The sequence below is a fragment of the Caloramator quimbayensis genome (genome assembly GCF_900167605.1).
Classification (GTDB): Bacteria; Bacillota; Clostridia; order Clostridiales; family Caloramatoraceae; genus Caloramator_B; species Caloramator_B quimbayensis.
The window spans coordinates 1-20360 of record NZ_FUYH01000034.1 but is presented as its reverse complement, the minus strand read 5'-3'; the positions used below and the strand labels follow the sequence as shown (position 1 = coordinate 20360).

The window sequence follows — 20360 nt, the reverse complement described above, 5'->3', positions numbered from 1 at the left end:
CATTGTGCACTATGAAAATTTAAAATTTGACAAAAAAATAAGCCTGTATCAAGGCTTTAAGGCACTTTTTTTGTATTGCAACTGTCAAAGACCCGGTTTAAGATTCGCTATCAGAGAAGGCGGAAGAACAGTAGGTTCTGGCGTTGTTTCTAAGATTCTTGAGTAATAATTAGGGGAGGGAAAACCTCCCTGTTATTTTTTACGATAAATTAATATATTGCTATTGTATTTTTTTAAATAATATTGTAAAATATAAGAGTTGTAAAGTGCTTGGACTGCGATGAAGCAAGAGGTTGCCGCAGTGCGGGGAATTCTTGTGGAGAATGTCCGGATCTTAGAATCGGGCGACGAAGGTTCTGCACTGTCTTAGTTTGTGTCCATTTATAAAGACACACCCGGAATAGTGTACAGAACAGCTTTCGTCGTGCGTAGTAAAAATAAAGCGTGCGATGAAAAGGAGGGTAAGTTTTATGGCAAAACAAAAAATCAGAATCAAATTAAAGGCATTCGATCATAATTTACTTGATGCTTCAGCTCAAAAAATAGTTGAAACAGCAAAGAAGACAGGTGCTAATGTTTCAGGTCCAGTACCACTGCCAACAGAAAAGGATGTGGTTACAATTTTAAGAGCTGTTCATAAGTATAAGGATTCAAGAGAACAGTTTGAAATTAGAACACATAAGAGGCTTATCGACATATTGAATCCAACTCAAAAAACAGTTGATTCTCTAATGAAACTCGATTTGCCTGCTGGTGTAGATATCGAAATTAAGTTATAATCTGTATTTATTATGAATGCAATTTATGCATTCCGCTGATAATTTAAGGAGGTGCACAGCATGAAAAAAGCTATTGTTGGAAGAAAGTTAGGTATGACACAGATTTTCAACGAACAGGGAAAGGTTGTTCCAGTTACAGTTATAGAAGCTGGTCCAAACGTTGTAATTCAAAAGAAGACAGTTGAAACAGACGGATATAATGCTGTTAAGATTGGATTCGGAGATATAAGGGAGAAGCTTTTAACAAAACCAGTTAAAGGCCAATTCGAAAAAGCTAATTTAAAGTTAAAGAGATTCATAAAGGAATTAAGACTTGAAGATATATCAGGACTTGAAGTTGGAAGCGAAATAAAGGCTGATGTATTCCAAGTTGGAGATAAGGTTGATGTTACAGGAACTTCAAAGGGTAAAGGATATCAAGGTGTTATAAAGAGATGGAACGCTAACAGAGGACCAATGTCCCACGGTTCTAAATACCACAGATCAGTAGGTTCAATGGGTGCGTCATCATTCCCATCAAGAACATTTAAGAATAAGCACATGCCAGGACATATGGGAAATGTGAAGTCTACAATATTAAACCTTGAGGTTGTAAGAGTAGATGCGGAAAGAAATCTAATACTTATAAAGGGAGCCGTTCCTGGACCAAAGAAAGGCCTAGTAATAATCAGGGATTCCGTTAAGGCTTAATTTTGATGGAAAGGAGGATGTAAAATGCCTAAAGTAGCTTTATATAATATAAATGCAGAGCAGATTGGAGAGATTGAACTTTCCGATGCTGTATTTGGTGTTGAAGTAAATAAAGAAGCTATGCATCAGGTTGTTAAGATGCAGCTTGCAAATAAGAGACAGGGAACTCAGTCAGCGTTAACAAGAGCTGAGGTTAGTGGAGGTGGCATAAAGCCATGGAGACAGAAGGGAACAGGTAGAGCAAGACAAGGCTCTATAAGATCACCTCAATGGACACATGGTGGAATTGTTTTCGCTCCAAAGCCAAGAGATTACAGCTATACAGTTCCAAAGAAAATTAAAAGACTTGCATTAAAGTCAGCATTATCATCAAAGGTTCAAGAAAATCAGATAGTAGTTCTTGATGAACTTAAACTTGATGCTCCAAAGACAAAAACAATAGCAGAAATGCTCAAAAAATTTGATGCATGCAAAACTTTAATCGTAGTTAAAGAATCAGATGAAGTTTTATATAAGTCAGTTAGAAATATAGAAGGAGCTCATATAGTTCCAGTAAACAATTTAAATGTTTATGATATTTTAAAATATGAGAAATTCATAATAACAAAGGATGCAGCTTCGAAAGTTGAGGAGGTGTACGCATAATGAAACTTACAAATTATGATATAATTTTAAGACCTGTTATAACTGAAAAGTCCATGAATCAGATGGCTGACAGGCAATACACCTTCTTGGTTCATCCAAATGCAAACAAATCAATGATTAAAAAAGCTGTAGAAGAAATATTCGGAGTAAACGTTGAAGACGTTAAAACTTTGAACTATGAAGGCAAAGTAAAAAGAGTTGGAGTTCACGTTGGAAGAAGAGCTGATTACAAGAAAGCTATCGTTAAGCTTACTGCAAACAGCAAGTCAATAGAGTTCTTTGAAGGATTTAATGCATAATCAGATAGATAAAAAGCTGTTATTGACGAGTGTCAGATAAGCGTAGAAAAGGAGGGAACAGTAATGGGTATAAAACAATACAAGCCAACTTCTGCAGGAAGAAGAGGCATGTCAGTATTGACTTTTGAAGAAATAACTAAAAAGGATCCTGAAAAATCCTTATTAGTAACCTTAAAGAAGAATTCAGGAAGGAATTCCTATGGAAGAATAACTGTTCGCCATAGAGGCGGTGGAGCTAAGATAAAATACAGACTCGTAGATTTCAAGAGAGATAAGGATGGTGTACCTGCAAAAGTTACTGCAATAGAGTACGATCCAAACAGAACATCATTCATAGCTCTTTTAACATATGTGGATGGTGAAAAGAGATATATAATAGCTCCAGATACTTTAAAGGTTGGAGATACAGTAATGTCAGGAGAAACAGCTGACATTAAAGTTGGAAATGCGCTTCCTTTAAAGAATATCCCAGTTGGTACAATGATACACAACATTGAACTTTATCCAGGCAAGGGAGGCCAGCTTGTTAGAGCAGCAGGCGGAGCAGCTCAGCTTATGGCTAAAGAAGGAAGCTATGCACAGGTTAGACTTCCAAGCGGTGAAGTTAGATTAGTAAGACTTGACTGTAAAGCAACTATAGGTATAGTTGGAAACCTGAATTATGAACTTATTAATTGGGGAAAAGCTGGTAGAATAAGACATAAGGGTATCAGACCTACTGTTAGAGGTTCTGTAATGAACCCAGTAGACCATCCACATGGTGGTGGTGAAGGTAGATCACCTATAGGACATCCAGGACCACTTACTCCATGGGGTAAACCAACACTTGGATACAAGACAAGAAAGCACGATAAATATTCTGATAAGTTTATTGTTAAGAAGAGGAAATAGTAAGGGGGCAGGAGGCATAGGTTACTATGTACTCTGCTTCCTGATGTATTATCCTTTATGTAGTATGAAGGGAGGCATATAAATTGAGTAGATCAATTAAAAAAGGGCCGTTTGTTCAGGAAGCTCTCATGAAGAAAATAGTTGAAATGAATAAAGCTGGTGAAAAGAAAGTTATAAAGACATGGTCAAGAAGTTCAACTATATTTCCTCAAATGGTAGGGCACACAATTGCTGTATATGATGGTAGAAAGCATGTTCCAGTTTATATAACTGAAGATATGATAGGACACAAGCTTGGAGAATTTGCTCCTACAAGAACTTTTAAAGGACACGATGATACTGAAAAGTCATCTAAAGTAAGGTGATGAAGGGAGGCACTTAAATGGAAGCTAAAGCGCATGCTAAATACGTTAGAATGTCGCCAAGAAAGGTTAAAGTTGTACTTGACCTTATAAGAGGAAAAAACGTTGGCGAAGCAATGGCTATTTTAAAGCACACACCAAGAGCTGCAGCAGCAGTTGTTGAGAAGCTTTTAAAGTCTGCTATGGCAAATGCTGAAAATAATCATCAAATGGATGTATCAAAACTTTTTGTTGCTGAGACCTATGCAAATCAGGGTCCAACATTAAAAAGATTTCAACCTCATGCTCAAGGAAGAGCTTTTAGAATTTTAAAGAGAACTAGCCACATAACAATAGTTCTAAAGGAAAGAGCATAACCTAAAGAAGGAGGGTTAAAGCGTGGGACAGAAAGTAAATCCACATGGTTTAAGAGTTGGAATAATTAAAGACTGGGATGCAAAATGGTATGCTAAGGACAGAGATTTTGCTGACCTGCTTATTGAAGATAATAAAATAAGAGATTTCATAAAAGCAAAGCTTTATGTTGCTGGTATATCAAGAATAGTTATTGAAAGAACAGCAAATAGGGTTAAAATAAACATTCACACTGCAAAACCAGGAATAATAATTGGAAAAGGTGGAGCAGGAGTTGAAGAATTAAAGAAAGACGTTGAAAAAATTGCAAAGAAGAACGTATTAATAAATATCGTTGAAGTTAAAAATCCAGAAACTGATGCTCAGCTTGTTGCAGAAAATATTGCTCTTCAGCTTGAAAAGAGAGTATCCTTTAGAAAAGCTATGAAGCAGGCAATATCAAGAGCAATGAGATTTGGAGTTAAGGGTGTTAAGACATCAGTAGCAGGAAGACTTGGCGGAGCAGAAATTGCGAGAACTGAGCATTATCATGAAGGAACAATACCACTTCAAACATTAAGAGCTGACATCGATTACGGATTTGCTGAAGCACATACAACTTATGGAAAACTTGGAGTTAAGGTTTGGATATACAAAGGAGAAGTATTACCAAAGAAGAAAACTAACAAAGACAATGCTGCAGTTGTTGAGAATGAGGCAGCAAATATATAGCCGTTTACAGGAAGGAGGAACACATCATGTTAATGCCTAAAAAAGTAAAGCATCGTAAGGTTATGCGTGGCAGAATGAAAGGAAAGGCAACAAGAGGTAATTTTCTTGCTTATGGAGATTTCGGAATTATGGCATTAGAGCCAGCATGGGTTAAGAGCAATCAGATAGAAGCTGCCAGAGTAGCTATTAACAGATATATAAAAAGAGGCGGAAAGCTTTGGATAAAGATATTCCCAGATAAGCCAGTTACACAAAAACCAGCTGAAACTCGTATGGGTTCCGGTAAAGGTTCACCAGAGTTTTGGGTAGCAGTTGTAAAGCCAGGCAGAGTACTTTTTGAACTTTCAGGTGTCAGCGAAGAAGTTGCAAGGGAGGCAATGAGACTTGCATCATACAAACTTCCTGTTAAGACAAAGTTTGTGACCAGGAAGGACTTCGAGGAAATGGGTGGTGAAGTAAATGAAGGCTAATGAATTAAATACAATGAGAGAGAATACTGCGGCAGAACTTCAAAAGAAAGTTGGAGAGCTAAAAGCTGAACTCTTTAATTTGAGATTTCAGCTTGCGACTGGTCAGCTGGAAAACCCAATGAGAATCAGAGAGGTAAAGAAATCCATAGCTCAATTAAAGACTGTTATAAAGGAAAAAGAGCTTAAGGCTGCTCAAAAGTAATGAAGGGAGGTTAGGCCTGTGGAGAGAGGACATAAAAAGGTTAGAATAGGTAAAGTTGTTTCAGATAAAATGGAAAAGACAATTGTTGTTGCTGTTGAAACAAAGGTTAGTCATCCACTTTATGGTAAGACTGTAAATAGAACAACAAAGTTTAAAGCGCATGATGAAAACAATGATGCTAAAATTGGTGATACAGTAAAAATAATGGAAACAAGGCCACTTAGCAGAGATAAGAGATGGAGACTTGTTGAAATCATTGAGAGGGCTAAATAATATAGCAATCGAAGGGAGGTTTAAGTATGATTCAGCAACAGACTATACTTAAGGTTGCAGATAATTCCGGTGCAAAGGAAATAATGTGCATCCGTGTATTAGGTGGATCATTAAGAAGGTATGGTAATATTGGTGATATTATAGTAGCCAGTGTTAAAAGTGCAACACCCGGAGGTGTTGTTAAAAAGGGAGATGTTGTAAAGGCTGTAATAGTTAGATCCGTAAAAGGATTAAGAAGAGCGGATGGTTCATATATAAAGTTTGATGAAAATGCAGCTGTTATAATAAAAGAAGATAAAACTCCAAAGGGAACAAGAATTTTCGGACCTGTAGCAAGGGAATTGAGAGATAAAGAATTTACAAAAATTCTTTCACTTGCACCTGAAGTACTATAACCAGGGAGGTGACTTGAGATGAATAAATTACATGTTAAAAGGGGAGACACAGTTGTTGTAATCTCCGGTAAGGATAAGGATAAAAAAGGCGAAGTTTTGATGGCAATGCCTAAAGATGGAAGAGTAATTGTTAAAGGTGTAAATATAGTTACAAAACATCAAAAGCCAAATGCAAAGAATAGAGAGGGAGGAATAATTCATCAAGAAGCTCCTATTCATGCATCAAATGTAATGTTATATTGCAAGAATTGCAACAAGGCAACAAGAGTTTCATATAAAATACTTGAAAATGGAGCAAAGGTTAGGGTTTGCAAGCATTGTCATGAGACATTCTAAACCATGAAAGGAGGTTTACAAAATGATACCAAGACTTAAGGAGAAATACGAAAAAGAGGTAGTACCAGCTCTACTTGAGAGGTTTAATTATAAAAGCGTCATGGAGGTTCCAAAGCTTGAAAAAATCATTTTAAACATGGGTGTAGGCGAAGCTAAGGATAACCCAAAACTTCTTGATGCTGCAGTTAGCGATATGACACTTATTGCTGGACAGAAGGCTGTTGTAACAAGAGCAAAAAAGGCTGTTTCTAATTTTAAGATAAGAGCAGGCATGGCAATAGGCTGTAAGGTTACATTAAGAGGAGCAAAGATGTATGAATTCGCTGATAAGCTATTCAATGTTGCTCTTCCAAGAGTTAGAGATTTTAAGGGAGTTTCAAACAAAGCATTTGATGGCAGAGGAAATTATTCCCTTGGTGTTAAGGAACAGCTGATATTCCCTGAAATTGAATATGATAAGGTAGAGAAAGTAAGAGGTATGGATATAATTTTCGTTACCACAGCAAAGACAGATGAAGAAGCTAAAGAACTTTTAAGGCTTCTTGGTATGCCTTTTGCACAGTAAAAAGGAGGGAAAATCGTGGCACGCAAAGCAATGATTGAAAAATGGAAGAGAGAACCTAAATTCTCAACAAGAGCCTATACAAGATGCAGAATTTGTGGAAGACCACATGCAGTGCTTAGAAAATATGGTATTTGCAGAATATGCTTTAGAGAACTTGCATACAAAGGAGAAATTCCAGGATGCAAGAAGGCAAGTTGGTAATTAGGTTAATATGAAAGGAGGCAGTAAATATGGTTATGACTGACCCAATTGCTGATATGCTAACACGTATCAGAAATGCAAATATAGTAAAACGCGAAAACATCGAGGTTCCAGCCTCAAAAATGAAGAAAGCTATTGCCGAAATATTAGTAAACGAAGGTTACTTGAGCGGTATGGAAGAGTATGTTGATGGTTCAGTTCCAATGTTAAAACTTTCTTTAAAATATGGTTCAAATAAGGAAAGAGTAATAACTGGACTTAAGAGAATATCAAAGCCAGGACTTAGAGTATATGTAGAAAAGGACAATATACCAAAGGTTCTTGGCGGACTTGGAATAGCAATAATATCAACTTCAAAGGGAGTTATGACTGATAGAGAAGCAAGAAAATTAGGAGTAGGTGGAGAAGTTATCTGCTACATCTGGTAATAACGATTGATAGGAGGTGCAAACATGTCAAGAATAGGTAGACTTCCGATTGCTCTTCCTCAGGGTGTTACAGTTTCAATAGATGGAAATAACGTTGTAACTGTAAAGGGACCAAAGGGAACACTTACAAAGGAAATGAGCAAGGTTATAAATATAAAAGTAGAAGATGGGAAAGTAGTAGTTACAAGACCAAACGATGAAAAAGAAAATAGAGCTCTTCATGGATTAACAAGAGCTTTAATAAAGAACATGGTTGTTGGTGTTACTGAAGGATATCAAAAGACATTAGAATTAGTTGGTGTTGGTTATAAGGCAGCAAAGCAAGGAAAGAAGCTTGTTTTAAACGTTGGATATTCACATCCAGTTGAAATAGAGCCAGTTGAAGGAATAGAATTTGATGTTCCAGCTCCAACACAAGTTATCGTTAAAGGTATCAATAAAGAAGTAGTTGGTCAAGTGGCTGCTGTTGTTAGAAGCGTAAGAGAACCAGAACCATATAAAGGTAAGGGTATTAAATATTCAAATGAAGTTATTAGACGTAAGGAAGGTAAGACTGGTAAGAAATAATGGAAGGGAGTGAGCTTGAATGATCAATAAGCCATCCAGAAGTGAACAAAGAGAAAAAAGACATCTCAGAGTTCGTAAGAAGGTTTATGGCACTAATGAAAGACCAAGATTAAACGTTTTTAGAAGTGAAAAGCATATATATGCTCAAATAATAGATGACGATTTAGGAAATACATTAGTAGCTGCATCTTCTCTTGATAAAGAGATAAAGGAAAAGATAGGTGCAGGTAGCAACAAGGAAGCAGCTAAAGCAGTTGGTGAATTAGTTGCTAGGAAAGCTCTTGAAAAGGGAATAACTAAGGTTGTTTTTGATAGAAGCGGTTATATATATCACGGAAGAGTAAAGGAACTTGCAGAAGCTGCAAGGCAGGCTGGACTTGAGTTCTAAAATGAGAAGGAGGGAAATAGATGAGAATTGATCCTAGCAAGCTAGACCTTAAAGAAAAGGTAGTATATATAAATAGAGTTGCTAAGGTTGTTAAGGGTGGTAAAAACTTCAGATTTAGTGCTCTAGTTGTAGTTGGAGATGGAAAAGGCTATGTTGGTGTAGGACTTGGAAAAGCAGCTGAAGTACCTGAAGCAATCAGAAAAGGAATAGAAGACGCGAAGAAAAATCTTATAAAGGTTGCTTTACTTGAAAACACTATTCCTCATGAGACAGTTGGAGAATATGGAGCAGGTAAGGTTCTTATAATGCCAGCAAAGGAAGGTACTGGAGTTATAGCCGGTGGTCCAGTTCGTGCGGTTCTTGAACTTGCTGGAATTAAAGACGTTAGAGCAAAGTCTCTTGGTTCAAACAATGCAAAGAACATGGTAAATGCGACTATGGATGGTCTTTCTAAATTGAGAACAGCTGAGGAAATAGCAAGACTCAGAGGAAAGACTGTTGAAGAGATACTAGGTTAGGGGGGAGTACCATGGCTAAGGTAAAAGTAACTCTTTTAAAGAGCACTATTGGAAGAAAAAAAGACCACATAGCAACAATAAAAGCTCTTGGCTTAAATAAAATAGGTAGCACTGTAGAGCATGAGGAAACTCCTGAAATAATGGGAATGATTAACAAGGTAAATTATATGTTAAAAGTTGAGAGAGTATAAGAGGGAGGTGCTGAAATGAAACTTCATGAATTAAGACCAGCTCCCGGAACAAATAAGGAGCCTAAGAGAAAAGGTAGAGGTAGTGCTGCTGGACTTGGAAAATCAGCAGGTAGAGGTCAAAAGGGTGCAGGAGCACGTTCTGGTGCAGGAAAAGGAGCAGGCTTTGAAGGAGGTCAGATGCCGCTTCAAAGAAGACTTCCAAAGAGAGGCTTTACAAATATATTTGCTAAAGAATACGCTGAAGTTAATGTTGAAGTATTAAATAAATTTGACAACGGAACCGAAGTTACCCCAGAACTTCTTAAAAAGCTTGGAATCGTAAAGAATTTAATGGACGGAGTAAAGATACTTGGGAACGGTGAACTCACAAAGAGTCTAAATGTAAAAGCCCACAAATTTACAAAGTCAGCTGCTGAGAAAATTGAAGCTGCTGGAGGTAAAGTAGAGGTGATTTAATATGTTTAAAACCTTACGTAATGCCTGGAAAATTCAAGATTTAAGAAAAAAAATAATAATAACATTAATATTGCTTGCTGTATATAGATTAGGTATATTCATTCCTGTTCCAGGAATAAGAACAGATGTAATAAGGCAAATGGTAGATACAGGAATGCTCTTTGGCTTCCTTGATATCATATCAGGAGGTGCCTTTAGAGACTTCAGTATTTTTGCGATGGGTATCGTTCCATACATTAACTCATCGATTATAGTAAGTCTTCTTACAATTGCAATTCCAAGCCTAGAGCAACTCTCAAAGGAAGGCGAGGAAGGAAGAAGAAAGATACAGGAATATACAAGGTATGGAGCAGTCGTATTTGGATTGCTTCAAGCCTTTAGTATTTCAATGTACCTGAGAAATAATGGGGCACTTGTTAGTGAATCATGGCTGCTGTTTATTTTAATAATTATAACAGTAGTTGCAGGTTCAACTTTTGTAATGTGGCTCGGAGAGAAAATTACAGAATATGGTGTAGGTAATGGTTCATCACTAATAATCTTTGCTGGAATACTTGCAAGAATACCTGCAATTGGAGTACAAATAGGTACATTATTAAAAGGTGGAACTGTAAATATAGTAGAAGTTGTTCTTCTTTTAGCATTTGCAGTTGCAATAGTTGTAGCTGTAGTAGTTATGGATCTTGCAGAGAGAAGGATTCCAGTACAGTATGCCCAAAGAAAAGTTGGAATTAAGACCTATGGCGGTCAAAGTACTCATATTCCAATAAACGTTAATTCAGCAGGTGTTATTGCTATAATTTTTGCAATTTCATTTATGCAATTCCCATTGATAATAACACAATTGTTTTTAGATCCAACCAACCCATGGCGTCAGGTTTTCGAGTCAGGATGGTTGAGCTCTAAAAAACCTATATATCCTATAATATATGCAATTCTTGTTGTATTCTTTACATGGTTCTATACACTTATTACATTTAAACCTGAAGAAGTTGCTTCAAATCTTCAAAAGAGCGGAGGCTTTGTACCAGGTCTTCGTCCAGGAAAGCCTACAGAAGAATATTTAACAAGAGTAGTTACAAGGATGACTATAATAGGAGGTGTATTTGCAGCAATTATAGCTGTAATTCCTATTATACTTGCACAAGCAACGAAATTTGGTAACCTTCAATTTGGAGGTACTGCAGTACTAATCGTTGTTGGTGTAGCAATGGAAATTGATAAACAGATAAAGGCACAGCTTGTGATGAGACATTATGAAGGATTTTTAAAATAATTGAAAGTGGAGATGAGTGGGTATGAATATTGTTCTTCTTGGGCCTCCAGGTGCAGGTAAGGGAACGCAGGCGAAGCAAATCCAAGAAAAATACAGTATACCGCATATTTCGACAGGCGATATATTTAGAAAAAATATCAAAGAAAAGACTCCCCTTGGCGTTACAGCTAAGGAGTATATCGATAAGGGATATCTTGTTCCTGATGATATTACTGTAGCTATTGTGGAAGATAGATTAAAACAGGATGACTGTTTTAAAGGTTTTTTACTTGATGGTTTCCCAAGAACAATAGAACAGGCTGATGCCCTTGATAAAGTGCTTAAAATGCAAGATAAAAAAGTAGAGTTTGTAATTAACATACAAGTTCCTGAGGAGGAATTAATAAAAAGACTCACAGGAAGAAGAGTTTGCACTGCCTGCGGTGCAAGCTACCATATGATTTTTAATCCGCCAAAGGAAGATGGAATTTGTGATTTATGCGAAGGAAAGTTGATTCAAAGACCTGATGACAGCATTGAAACTGTAACAAACAGATTACAAGTATATAGAAAACAGACAGAACCGTTGATTAATTACTATAAAAATAAACAAATACTATATAATATAAATGGTGAACAAGATATTCAAAAGGTCTTTAGCGACATCTGCAGCATATTAGGGAGCGGTAATAAATGATTTATTTAAAATCCGGTAGTGAAATCGATAAAATGCGAAAGTCGGGCAGAATTGTTGCTGAAACTTTGGCAAAAATCGAAGAGGTAATTAAACCTGGAATTACCACAAGAGAACTTGATAGGATTGCAGAAGAATATATCTTAAGGTGCGGAGCCCGTCCTTCCTTCAAAGGGTATTGCGGGTTTCCGGCAACCCTTTGTACTTCAATAAATGAAGAAGTTGTTCATGGACTTCCTAAGGATAGAGTTCTTCAGGAAGGAGACATCGTAAGTGTAGACTGTGGAGCCTACCTTGACGGCTTTCATGGAGACGCTGCAAGAACGTTTCCAGTTGGTCAGATTTCTTCAGAGATGCAAAAATTAATAGATGTTACCAGGGAAAGCTTTTTTATAGGAATAAAGTATGCAATAGTTGGGAATAGAATAGGTGATATATCTAATGCGATTCAAAAATATGTAGAATCCTTTGGATTTTCAGTTGTTAGAGATTATGTGGGCCATGGTATAGGTAAGGAAATGCACGAGGAACCTGCTGTTCCAAACTATGGCAAGGCAGGAAGAGGTCCTAAAATTTTAAAGGGCATGGCACTTGCGATAGAACCTATGGTTAATATGGGTACCTTTGCAGTTAAAGAAAGATTTGACGGGTGCTCTGAGATAATGACTGTTTTAACTTATGATGGGAAACCTTCAGCGCATTATGAAAATACTATTGTAGTACTTGATAATGGTCCGGAAATTTTGACTCTAATATAGATGAGGTGGAATTTATGGAAGATGTGACCCTGGGACAAATAGTGCATTCAAGAGCAGGAAGGGATAAAGGAAGATACTTCGTTGTTATAGGCATTGTTGATAAAAATTATGTGCTTATATCTGATGGAGATTTAAGAAAGGTTAGCACCCCTAAGAAGAAGAAAATATTGCATCTTGTTTGCCATGATAAATTTGCGCAGGACATTAGAGAGAAACTCTTACAAGGCAAGCGGATTACTGATGCAGATATTAGAAAAAGTCTGCAATCAATGGGTTTATTTAAGGAGGTTTGATTACCTTATGTCAAAGGATGATGTAATAGAACTACAAGGAACAGTATTAGAGGCTTTACCAAATGCGATGTTTCAGGTAGAATTAGAAAATGGGCATAAAATTCTTGCACATATATCAGGAAAACTTAGAATGAACTTTATTAGGATACTTCCAGGAGATAAAGTAACGGTTGAAATATCGCCCTATGATTTGTCCCGTGGAAGAATTATATGGAGAGCAAAGTGATAAGGAGGGATAACCATGAAGGTTAGGCCATCAGTAAAACCAATATGTGAAAAGTGCAAAATAATAAAGAGACATGGTAGAGTAATGGTTATATGTGAAAACCCAAAGCATAAACAAAAGCAGGGTTAAAAATGCGCGGCTGCACTGAAGGACTTCTTCGGTGATAACATAATAAATTATATGTAGTAGGTATTTGAAGATTACAGGAGGTGTGAATACTCAATGGCTAGAATAGCTGGTGTTGACTTACCAAGAGAAAAGAGAATAGAAGTAGCTCTGACTTATATATACGGCATTGGAAGACCAAGTGCAAATAAGATACTTAGTGAAACCGGTGTAAATCCAGACGTTAGAGTTAAGAACCTTTCAGAGGATGACATTGCAAAGCTTAGAGATTATATCGATAAGAATTTCACAGTTGAAGGTGATTTAAGAAGAGAAGTAGCACTCAATATAAAAAGATTAATGGAAATTGGCTGCTATAGAGGATTAAGACACAGAAGAGGATTGCCGGTTCGTGGTCAGAGAACTAAGACAAATGCAAGAACAAGAAAAGGACCAAGAAGAGCAATAGGTGGCAAGAAAAAGTAATAGATATAAGGAGGGACAAGAATGGCAGCTCAAGCAAAGGGCAAAAAAGTAAGAAAAAAGAGAGAACGAAAAAATGTTGATCGTGGAGCAGCACATATTAAGTCCACATTTAATAATACAATAGTAACAATAACTGATACTGCTGGAAATGCAATTTCATGGTCCAGTGCTGGTGGACTTGGATTTAGAGGTTCAAGAAAAAGTACACCTTTTGCAGCACAGATGGCAGCTGAAACAGCAGCAAAGGTTGCAGTTGATCATGGAATGAAGAGTGTAGAGGTTTATGTAAAAGGTCCCGGTTCAGGAAGAGAAGCAGCTATTAGAGCTCTTCAAGCTGCAGGTCTTGAAGTAAGCCTTATAAAGGATGTAACACCAATTCCTCATAACGGCTGCAGACCACCAAAGAGAAGAAGAGTCTAATTGATTGGAGGTGCAAAGTAAATGGCGAGATATACAGGACCAAGCTGCAAACTTTGTAGAAGAGAAGGTGTAAAGCTTTATCTCAAAGGAGATAGATGCTATTCAGAAAAATGTGCAATAGCAAGAAGAGCATATGCACCTGGGCAGCATGGACAAAATAGAAAGAAACTTACTAACTATGGACTTCAGCTAAGAGAAAAACAAAAGGCAAGAAGAATATATGGTATTCTTGAATCACAGTTCAGAAAATACTATGAAGAAGCAGATAGACAAAAGGGTATAACAGGTGAAAACCTTTTAAGGCTTCTTGAATTAAGACTTGATAATGCTGTTTTCAGACTTGGATTTGCAAATTCAAGAACTGAAGCAAGACAGCTTGTAAGACACAGTCACTTTACCGTAAACGGTAAGAAGGTTAACATCCCTTCCTATGAACTTAGAGTTGGAGATGTTATTGCTGTGACTGAAAAGAGCAGAAGCAGCGAAAAGTTTAAAGCATTATCAGAAGTTGCTTCAAATGTGCCAAAGTGGCTAAGTGTTGATAAAGATAAGATGGAAGGCCAAGTTGTAGCACTTCCACAAAGAGAAGATATAGATATTCCTGTTAATGAAACACTAATCGTTGAGTTGTATAGCAAATAATTGATTAGTAGAATCAGTTGCCCTCGATATATATACAATTATTTAAAAAGGAGGGTTAGTTAAATGTTAGAAATTGAAAAGCCAAAAGTTGAATGTATTGAAAAGAGTGAAGATGGAACCTACGGCAAATTTGTAGTTGAGCCTCTTGAGAGAGGATATGGAACTACTCTTGGAAACGCAATGAGGAGAATACTTTTATCCTCATTGCCTGGAGCAGCAGTAACTTCAGTTAACATCGATGGTGTTCTTCATGAATTTTCAACTGTACCGGGAGTAAAGGAAGATGCAGTTGAAATAATACTTAACCTTAAAGGTCTTGCAATTAAGTATGAAGGAGAAGAACCAAAAACAGCTATTATCGATGTAACAGGGCCTGCAAAGGTAACAGGTAAGGATATAAAAACTGATGGAAGCATAGAAATAATAAACGGTGACCATGAAATTGCTACTGTAAGCGATGGAGCAAAACTCTATATGGAACTTACCATTGATAAAGGAAGAGGATATGTTCCATCAGAAAGAAACAAGCAAGTTAATCAGCCAATAGGAGTTATTCCTGTTGACTCAATTTACACACCTGTTAAAAGGGTAAATTATTATGTTGAAAATACTCGTGTTGGTCAAATCACAGATTATGATAAACTTACTCTTGAGATTTGGACCAACGGCACTATTGCTCCAGATGATGCAATAAGCCTTTCAGCAAAAATATTAATAGAACATTTCAAGCTTTTCCTTGGCCTTACTGACCATGCTGATACTGTTGAAATCATGGTTGAAAAGGAAGATGAGAAGAAGGATAAAGTTCTTGAAATGACTATAGAAGAACTCGATTTATCGGTAAGATCATATAATTGTTTAAAACGTGCAGGTATAAATTCTGTTCAGGAACTCGTTCAAAAGAGTGAAGAGGATATGATGAAGGTTAGAAACCTTGGAAAGAAATCCTTAGAAGAAGTTGAACAGAAATTACAGGCACTTGGCTTAAGTTTAAAGAAAAGTGACGAATAGGAGGGATATTAAGTGGCAGGATATCGCAAACTCGGCCGTCCAACAGACCAGAGAAAAGCTATGCTTAGAAATCTCGTAACAAGCTTTTTTAAGTCAGAGGATGGAAGAATAGTTACAACAGAAATGAGAGCAAAGGAAGTTAGAAGTATTGCTGAGAAGATGATAACCCTTGCTAAAAGGGGAGATCTCCATGCAAGAAGGCAGGCTCTTTCATATATAACAGAAGAAGAAGTTGTTAATAAGCTTTTTAACGAAACAGCAAAAAGATATACTGATAGAAATGGTGGATATACAAGGATAGTTAAAATAGGACCAAGAAGAGGAGATGCAGCAGAGACTGTAATCCTTGAACTTGTATAAAACATGTGGGATTAAGTGAAGCATGCCTATACTTAATCCCTTTTTGCTATGTAATGCCTTAATATTTTTAGGAAGGTGCGCATTATGGGAGACAGTATGCTCTGGGCAAATAATATATACTTTTACTATAAAAAATCCGATGATGAAAACAGCGAAAAGGGTATTGCTCTAAAAGGAGTTAATCTAAATATTAAAAAAGGCGAGTTTGTCGTTATAATAGGGCACAACGGTTCAGGAAAATCAACTCTTGCAAAACATTATAATGCGATACTCATTCCATCAAGCGGTGATGTTATAGTTGATGGTATGAATACTAAGGATGGCAGTAAGCTGTGGAATATAAGACAAAAAGCAGGTATGGTATTTCAAAATCCTGATAATCAAATAGTTGCAACTATTGTAGAAGAAGATGTAGCCTTTGGACCTGAAAACTTAGGAATTCCGCCGGAGAAGATTAGAAAAAGGGTAGATGAATCATTGTCAGCAGTTAACATGCTTGATTATGCTCATCATGGTCCTCATTTGCTATCGGGAGGTCAAAAGCAGAGGGTAGCAATTGCGGGAGTTCTTGCTATGAGACCGGAATGCATAATACTCGATGAACCTACAGCTATGCTTGATCCATCTGGCCGAAGAGAAGTTATTGATACAATTAAAAGATTAAATAAAGAAGAAGGAATAACTATAGTTTTAATCACACATTTTATGGAAGAGGCTGTAGAAGCTGATAGAGTCGTTGTTATGGAGGAAGGGAAAGTAGTCCTTGAAGGAAGCCCAAGGGATGTTTTTTCAAAGGTTGAAGAGATTAAAAGATTAGGTCTTGATGTTCCTGAGATGACAGAACTCGCCTTTGAACTTAGAAAAAGCAACATTAACATAAGAGAAGATATACTCACTATAGAAGAGATGGTGGATGAGATATGTCGATTAAAATAGAAAATTTAGTATATAAATATATGACAGGAACACCTTTTGAAAAAACAGCAATAGATGATGTTTCCCTTGAAATAAAGGATGGAGAATTCATAGGACTGATTGGGCATACAGGTTCAGGAAAATCTACTCTTATACAACAGTTAAACGGACTTTTAAAGCCAACTTCAGGTAAAATATATATAGATGGTGAAGATATAACAGTAAAAGGTATAAACCTTAAAAAAATAAGGCAGAAGGTAGGATTAGTTTTCCAATATCCAGAATATCAGCTTTTTGAAGAAACTGTATTTAAGGATGTAGCCTTTGGACCGCAAAATTTGGGGCTTTCAGATGATGAAATACTCAAAAGAGTAAAAAGAGCTCTTAAAATAGTAGGAATAGACTTTGAAAAATATAAGGATAAATCTCCCTTTGATTTAAGCGGAGGACAAAGAAGAAGAATAGCAATAGCTGGAATACTCGCGATGGAGCCTAAAATATTAATTCTCGATGAACCAACTGCAGGGCTTGATCCTAAAGGTAGAGATGAGATACTCGAGGAAATACGGAAACTTCACAAGGAGTACAACAACACGGTAATACTTGTTTCACACAGCATGGAGGATGTAGCAAAGTTAGTTGACAGATTAATTGTTATGTATAAAGGGAAAAATATACTAACAGGAACTCCGAGAGAAGTTTTTAAAGAGATAGAAACATTGGAAAAAATAGGACTTGCAGTACCTCAAGTAACTTATCTAATTCGTGAACTTAGAAAAAGAGGAATTGACATACGAGAAGATATTATAACTGTAAAAGAAGCTCAAGAAGAGATTGTAAGGCTTTTAAGGAGAGATAAAAAATGATTAAAGATATAACTATTGGACAGTATCTTCCAGGAGACTCTTTTGTTCATAAGCTTGATCCGAGGGTTAAGATATTATTATCCTTTGCGTATATAATAATTCTTTTTATTGTTAATAAATTTTCAGGATATATTTTTATAGCAGCCTTTACTTTATTGACGATTTTGGTATCAAAAATACCCTTTAAATATTTGTTTAAGGGCTTAAAACCAATACTCTGGATAATAATATTTACAGCTGTATTAAATGCTATATTAACACCTGGTACAACTATTTATAAAATTGGTCCTATAAATATAACGGATAAAGGTGTTTATCTTGCTATATTCATGGTTTTGAGGCTGATTTTTTTAATAGTTGGAACATCGATTTTAACGTTGACAACTTCACCCATTGCATTGACTGATGGAATTGAAAGGCTTCTTAATCCATTTAAGAGGATAGGAGTGCCTGCCCATGAGCTTGCAATGATGATGACTATAGCCTTAAGATTTATACCGACTCTTCTTGATGAAACAGATAAAATCATGAAAGCACAGATGGCTCGTGGAGCAGATTTTGAAACAGGAAACATAATAAACAGAGCAAAAAGTCTTATTCCAATCCTCGTTCCGCTTTTTATAAGTTCCTTTAGAAGGGCTGATGAACTTGCCCTTGCAATGGAAGCAAGATGTTACAGGGGAGGAGAAGGAAGAACCAGACTCAGACAGCTTAAAATTGAAGCTAGAGACTATACAGCAATAATAGCTACTATTCTTCTTATGATAATTTCAATAGTAAGCAGGCGATGGCCGATATGAGAAATATTAAGCTTATAATAGAATACGACGGTACAAAATACTGCGGCTGGCAAAGCCAGAAGAATGGTATATCAATTGAGAGCACAATAAAATCAGCGATAGAAAATATTATAAATGAGGATGTAAAACTTATAGGTTCAAGCAGAACTGATGCAGGAGTGCATGCAAGAGGACAGGTTGCAAATTTTTATACTGAAACTAAAATATCCTCTGAAAAGCTTCCCTTTGCAATAAACAGCAAGCTTCCCCATGATATTGTGATTTTAAGCGCTGAGGATATGCCTCTCGATTTTCATGCAAGGTACAGCAGCATCGGTAAAAGATATAGTTATACTCTATTAAACAGGAAAATACCTCCTGCAATAATGAGAAATTATGTAGCCTATTGCCCCTACGAATTAAATTTTGACTTGATGAAAAGGGCAGAAGGATATTTTATAGGTACTAAGGACTTTAGTGCTTTTAAATCTACAGGAAGTTCGGTAAAAACATCTGTGAGAACTATAAGAGATTTAAAACTTGATAAAATTGATGATTATATAAGATTTGAAATTGAAGCAGATGGATTTTTATATAATATGGTTAGAATAATAGCCGGGACTCTTATAGATGTAGGATTAGGAAAAATCAAGGCAGAAGATATAAACGATATTATAGATTCTAAGGACAGAAAAAGAGCAGGGAAAACTGCGCCTGCATCAGGGCTTTGTCTTGAAAAAGTTTATTATAAAAATGAGGATAAAGCTTGACACGCCCGGCAGTATGTATTACAATATAGATTGTGTTAAAATGCATATTGTGATCCACTAGCCCCGGATCATATAGATATAGTTTTACACTAACAGTTCAAGTACAATCAGGGAGGGAAAACGATGAAAACATACATGGCTAAGGCCGAAGATGTTAAGAGAAAATGGTATGTTGTTGATGCAGAAGGCAAGACGCTCGGTAGAATGGCAAGCCAGATAGCAACAATACTTAGAGGAAAGCATAAGCCAACATTTACACCAAATGTTGATACAGGAGATTTCGTTATAGTTATCAATGCAGAAAAAGTTGTTTTAACTGGAAATAAGCTTGACGATAAATTATATAGACATCACTCACTTTATCCAGGTGGATTAAAGGAAACTCCATACAGAAAACTTTTACAGACTAAACCAGAACTTGCAATCGAAGAAGCAGTAAGAAGAATGCTTCCAAAGGGACCCCTTGGAAGAAAGATGTTCAAAAAACTTAAAGTTTACAGAGGACCTGTGCACAATCATGAAGCCCAGAAGCCAGAAGTTCTCGAACTTAAGTATTAATTTGGCCTGAAGGGAGGATACGGTGATGGAAAGAGTTCAATACTATGGAACAGGTAGAAGAAAGACTTCTATAGCAAGAGTTAGACTTGTACCTGGTGAAGGAAAAATAACAATAAACAAAAGAGATATAGATAATTATTTTGGACTTGAAACTTTAAAGGTTATATTAAAGCAGCCTTTAACTGTAACAGGACTTTTAAGCAAATATGATGTTATAGCAGATGTTCATGGCGGTGGATTCACAGGTCAGGCAGGAGCTATAAGACATGGTATTGCAAGAGCGCTTGTTCAGTCAGATGCTGACTTAAAGCCAATATTAAAGAAAAACGGTTTCTTAACAAGAGACCCAAGAATGGTAGAAAGAAAGAAATACGGCTTAAAGAAAGCAAGAAGAGCACCACAGTTCTCAAAGAGATAAATGGCATGTATTTTCAATCAAAAGAGCTACAGGAATGTGGCTCTTTTATTTTTAAACTTTTATACTATATATAGTATACATAG

General features: G+C 36.4%; 38 protein-coding genes and 1 pseudogene. All 39 read left to right on the top strand.

Annotation, left to right across the window (positions count from 1 at the left end; genetic code table 11):
- Positions 1 to 94: 94 nt before the first annotated feature.
- Positions 95 to 166, top strand: a pseudogene (locus B5D15_RS15320) (EF-Tu C-terminal domain-related protein); the annotation flags it as partial.
- A gap of 304 nt (positions 167 to 470) precedes the next feature.
- Positions 471 to 779 carry a 30S ribosomal protein S10 gene (gene rpsJ, locus B5D15_RS13735; protein ID WP_078697681.1) on the top strand — a complete coding sequence of 103 codons (309 nt, stop codon included), beginning with the start codon at positions 471 to 473 and terminating at the stop codon, positions 777 to 779.
- A 60-nt stretch (positions 780 to 839) separates the two neighbouring features.
- The gene (gene rplC / locus B5D15_RS13730) at positions 840 to 1469 is read left to right on the top strand and encodes a 50S ribosomal protein L3 (RefSeq protein WP_078697680.1); all 630 of its coding nucleotides are present in this window, start codon (positions 840 to 842) and stop codon (positions 1467 to 1469) included.
- 24 nt (positions 1470 to 1493) lie between these two features.
- Complete coding sequence (gene rplD, locus B5D15_RS13725; protein ID WP_078697679.1) at positions 1494 to 2114, top strand: 50S ribosomal protein L4; 621 nt, start codon at positions 1494 to 1496, stop codon at positions 2112 to 2114.
- A complete protein-coding gene (gene rplW / locus B5D15_RS13720) occupies positions 2114 to 2413 on the top strand; it encodes a 50S ribosomal protein L23 (protein ID WP_078697678.1) in 300 nt (99 codons plus the stop codon). Before rplD ends, rplW begins: the two co-directional genes overlap by 1 nt.
- Positions 2414 to 2476: 63 nt before the next feature.
- Entirely contained in the window at positions 2477 to 3304 is an 828-nt protein-coding gene (gene rplB, locus B5D15_RS13715) for a 50S ribosomal protein L2 (RefSeq protein WP_078697677.1), read from the top strand.
- Positions 3305 to 3387: 83 nt separating this feature from the next.
- The gene (gene rpsS, locus B5D15_RS13710; RefSeq protein WP_078697676.1) at positions 3388 to 3669 is read left to right on the top strand and encodes a 30S ribosomal protein S19; all 282 of its coding nucleotides are present in this window, start codon (positions 3388 to 3390) and stop codon (positions 3667 to 3669) included.
- Positions 3670 to 3686: 17 nt separating this feature from the next.
- Positions 3687 to 4022 carry a 50S ribosomal protein L22 gene (rplV, locus tag B5D15_RS13705; protein WP_078697675.1) on the top strand — a complete coding sequence of 112 codons (336 nt, stop codon included), beginning with the start codon at positions 3687 to 3689 and terminating at the stop codon, positions 4020 to 4022.
- Positions 4023 to 4044: 22 nt separating this feature from the next.
- Complete coding sequence (gene rpsC / locus B5D15_RS13700; RefSeq protein ID WP_078697674.1) at positions 4045 to 4731, top strand: 30S ribosomal protein S3; 687 nt, start codon at positions 4045 to 4047, stop codon at positions 4729 to 4731.
- 26 nt (positions 4732 to 4757) lie between these two features.
- Complete coding sequence (gene rplP, locus B5D15_RS13695) at positions 4758 to 5201, top strand: 50S ribosomal protein L16 (protein ID WP_078697673.1); 444 nt, start codon at positions 4758 to 4760, stop codon at positions 5199 to 5201.
- The gene (gene rpmC, locus B5D15_RS13690; RefSeq protein ID WP_078697672.1) at positions 5191 to 5403 is read left to right on the top strand and encodes a 50S ribosomal protein L29; all 213 of its coding nucleotides are present in this window, start codon (positions 5191 to 5193) and stop codon (positions 5401 to 5403) included. Before rplP ends, rpmC begins: the two co-directional genes overlap by 11 nt.
- Positions 5404 to 5421: 18 nt before the next feature.
- Positions 5422 to 5676 (top strand): 30S ribosomal protein S17, encoded by a 255-nt coding sequence (gene rpsQ, locus B5D15_RS13685; RefSeq protein WP_078697671.1) that lies wholly within the window; start codon positions 5422 to 5424, stop codon positions 5674 to 5676.
- A 26-nt stretch (positions 5677 to 5702) separates the two neighbouring features.
- Positions 5703 to 6071, top strand: a complete 369-nt coding sequence (gene rplN, locus B5D15_RS13680) for a 50S ribosomal protein L14 (protein ID WP_078697670.1) — start codon at positions 5703 to 5705, stop codon at positions 6069 to 6071.
- 18 nt (positions 6072 to 6089) lie between these two features.
- Positions 6090 to 6407, top strand: a complete 318-nt coding sequence (rplX, locus tag B5D15_RS13675) for a 50S ribosomal protein L24 (RefSeq protein WP_078697669.1) — start codon at positions 6090 to 6092, stop codon at positions 6405 to 6407.
- 22 nt (positions 6408 to 6429) lie between these two features.
- The gene (gene rplE, locus B5D15_RS13670; RefSeq protein ID WP_078697668.1) at positions 6430 to 6972 is read left to right on the top strand and encodes a 50S ribosomal protein L5; all 543 of its coding nucleotides are present in this window, start codon (positions 6430 to 6432) and stop codon (positions 6970 to 6972) included.
- A 15-nt stretch (positions 6973 to 6987) separates the two neighbouring features.
- Positions 6988 to 7173: a type Z 30S ribosomal protein S14 gene (locus B5D15_RS13665; RefSeq protein ID WP_057977894.1), complete on the top strand. Its 186-nt coding sequence runs from the start codon at positions 6988 to 6990 to the stop codon at positions 7171 to 7173.
- A gap of 29 nt (positions 7174 to 7202) precedes the next feature.
- Positions 7203 to 7601: a 30S ribosomal protein S8 gene (gene rpsH, locus B5D15_RS13660; protein WP_078697667.1), complete on the top strand. Its 399-nt coding sequence runs from the start codon at positions 7203 to 7205 to the stop codon at positions 7599 to 7601.
- Between the two features lie 24 nt (positions 7602 to 7625).
- Positions 7626 to 8168, top strand: a complete 543-nt coding sequence (gene rplF, locus B5D15_RS13655) for a 50S ribosomal protein L6 (protein ID WP_078697666.1) — start codon at positions 7626 to 7628, stop codon at positions 8166 to 8168.
- 19 nt (positions 8169 to 8187) lie between these two features.
- Positions 8188 to 8556, top strand: coding sequence for a 50S ribosomal protein L18 (gene rplR / locus B5D15_RS13650; protein WP_078697665.1), 369 nt, complete (start codon positions 8188 to 8190; stop codon positions 8554 to 8556).
- Between the two features lie 20 nt (positions 8557 to 8576).
- A complete protein-coding gene (gene rpsE, locus B5D15_RS13645) occupies positions 8577 to 9074 on the top strand; it encodes a 30S ribosomal protein S5 (protein ID WP_078697664.1) in 498 nt (165 codons plus the stop codon).
- 11 nt (positions 9075 to 9085) lie between these two features.
- Complete coding sequence (gene rpmD, locus B5D15_RS13640; protein ID WP_078697663.1) at positions 9086 to 9265, top strand: 50S ribosomal protein L30; 180 nt, start codon at positions 9086 to 9088, stop codon at positions 9263 to 9265.
- A gap of 15 nt (positions 9266 to 9280) precedes the next feature.
- Complete coding sequence (gene rplO, locus B5D15_RS13635) at positions 9281 to 9721, top strand: 50S ribosomal protein L15 (protein ID WP_078697662.1); 441 nt, start codon at positions 9281 to 9283, stop codon at positions 9719 to 9721.
- Position 9722: 1 nt separating this feature from the next.
- Positions 9723 to 10997: a preprotein translocase subunit SecY gene (gene secY / locus B5D15_RS13630; protein ID WP_078697661.1), complete on the top strand. Its 1275-nt coding sequence runs from the start codon at positions 9723 to 9725 to the stop codon at positions 10995 to 10997.
- A gap of 22 nt (positions 10998 to 11019) precedes the next feature.
- Positions 11020 to 11673, top strand: a complete 654-nt coding sequence (locus B5D15_RS13625; protein ID WP_078697660.1) for an adenylate kinase — start codon at positions 11020 to 11022, stop codon at positions 11671 to 11673.
- On the top strand, positions 11670 to 12428 hold the full coding sequence (gene map, locus B5D15_RS13620) for a type I methionyl aminopeptidase (RefSeq protein ID WP_078697659.1): 759 nt from the start codon (positions 11670 to 11672) through the stop codon (positions 12426 to 12428). Before B5D15_RS13625 ends, map begins: the two co-directional genes overlap by 4 nt.
- 14 nt (positions 12429 to 12442) lie before the next feature.
- A complete protein-coding gene (locus B5D15_RS13615; RefSeq protein WP_078697658.1) occupies positions 12443 to 12721 on the top strand; it encodes a KOW domain-containing RNA-binding protein in 279 nt (92 codons plus the stop codon).
- A gap of 7 nt (positions 12722 to 12728) precedes the next feature.
- Positions 12729 to 12947, top strand: a complete 219-nt coding sequence (infA, locus tag B5D15_RS13610; RefSeq protein WP_078697657.1) for a translation initiation factor IF-1 — start codon at positions 12729 to 12731, stop codon at positions 12945 to 12947.
- A gap of 15 nt (positions 12948 to 12962) precedes the next feature.
- A complete protein-coding gene (gene rpmJ / locus B5D15_RS13605) occupies positions 12963 to 13076 on the top strand; it encodes a 50S ribosomal protein L36 (RefSeq protein WP_028971919.1) in 114 nt (37 codons plus the stop codon).
- A gap of 93 nt (positions 13077 to 13169) precedes the next feature.
- Positions 13170 to 13538 carry a 30S ribosomal protein S13 gene (gene rpsM / locus B5D15_RS13600; RefSeq protein WP_078697656.1) on the top strand — a complete coding sequence of 123 codons (369 nt, stop codon included), beginning with the start codon at positions 13170 to 13172 and terminating at the stop codon, positions 13536 to 13538.
- A gap of 21 nt (positions 13539 to 13559) precedes the next feature.
- Positions 13560 to 13958 (top strand): 30S ribosomal protein S11, encoded by a 399-nt coding sequence (gene rpsK / locus B5D15_RS13595; protein WP_078697655.1) that lies wholly within the window; start codon positions 13560 to 13562, stop codon positions 13956 to 13958.
- 21 nt (positions 13959 to 13979) lie between these two features.
- Positions 13980 to 14600, top strand: coding sequence for a 30S ribosomal protein S4 (gene rpsD, locus B5D15_RS13590; RefSeq protein ID WP_078697654.1), 621 nt, complete (start codon positions 13980 to 13982; stop codon positions 14598 to 14600).
- Between the two features lie 63 nt (positions 14601 to 14663).
- Positions 14664 to 15611 carry a DNA-directed RNA polymerase subunit alpha gene (locus tag B5D15_RS13585; RefSeq protein ID WP_078697653.1) on the top strand — a complete coding sequence of 316 codons (948 nt, stop codon included), beginning with the start codon at positions 14664 to 14666 and terminating at the stop codon, positions 15609 to 15611.
- A 12-nt stretch (positions 15612 to 15623) separates the two neighbouring features.
- Entirely contained in the window at positions 15624 to 15971 is a 348-nt protein-coding gene (gene rplQ / locus B5D15_RS13580) for a 50S ribosomal protein L17 (protein WP_078697652.1), read from the top strand.
- A 96-nt stretch (positions 15972 to 16067) separates the two neighbouring features.
- On the top strand, positions 16068 to 16907 hold the full coding sequence (locus B5D15_RS13575; RefSeq protein ID WP_423236579.1) for an energy-coupling factor transporter ATPase: 840 nt from the start codon (positions 16068 to 16070) through the stop codon (positions 16905 to 16907).
- Positions 16892 to 17752, top strand: coding sequence for an energy-coupling factor transporter ATPase (locus B5D15_RS13570; RefSeq protein WP_078697650.1), 861 nt, complete (start codon positions 16892 to 16894; stop codon positions 17750 to 17752). The genes B5D15_RS13575 and B5D15_RS13570 overlap by 16 nt, the downstream gene beginning before the upstream one ends.
- On the top strand, positions 17749 to 18552 hold the full coding sequence (locus B5D15_RS13565; protein ID WP_078697649.1) for an energy-coupling factor transporter transmembrane component T family protein: 804 nt from the start codon (positions 17749 to 17751) through the stop codon (positions 18550 to 18552). Before B5D15_RS13570 ends, B5D15_RS13565 begins: the two co-directional genes overlap by 4 nt.
- Positions 18549 to 19301, top strand: a complete 753-nt coding sequence (gene truA / locus B5D15_RS13560; RefSeq protein ID WP_078697648.1) for a tRNA pseudouridine(38-40) synthase TruA — start codon at positions 18549 to 18551, stop codon at positions 19299 to 19301. Before B5D15_RS13565 ends, truA begins: the two co-directional genes overlap by 4 nt.
- A 123-nt stretch (positions 19302 to 19424) precedes the next feature.
- Entirely contained in the window at positions 19425 to 19859 is a 435-nt protein-coding gene (rplM, locus tag B5D15_RS13555; protein ID WP_078697647.1) for a 50S ribosomal protein L13, read from the top strand.
- 25 nt (positions 19860 to 19884) lie between these two features.
- A complete protein-coding gene (gene rpsI / locus B5D15_RS13550) occupies positions 19885 to 20277 on the top strand; it encodes a 30S ribosomal protein S9 (RefSeq protein ID WP_078697646.1) in 393 nt (130 codons plus the stop codon).
- Positions 20278 to 20360 lie beyond the last annotated feature (83 nt).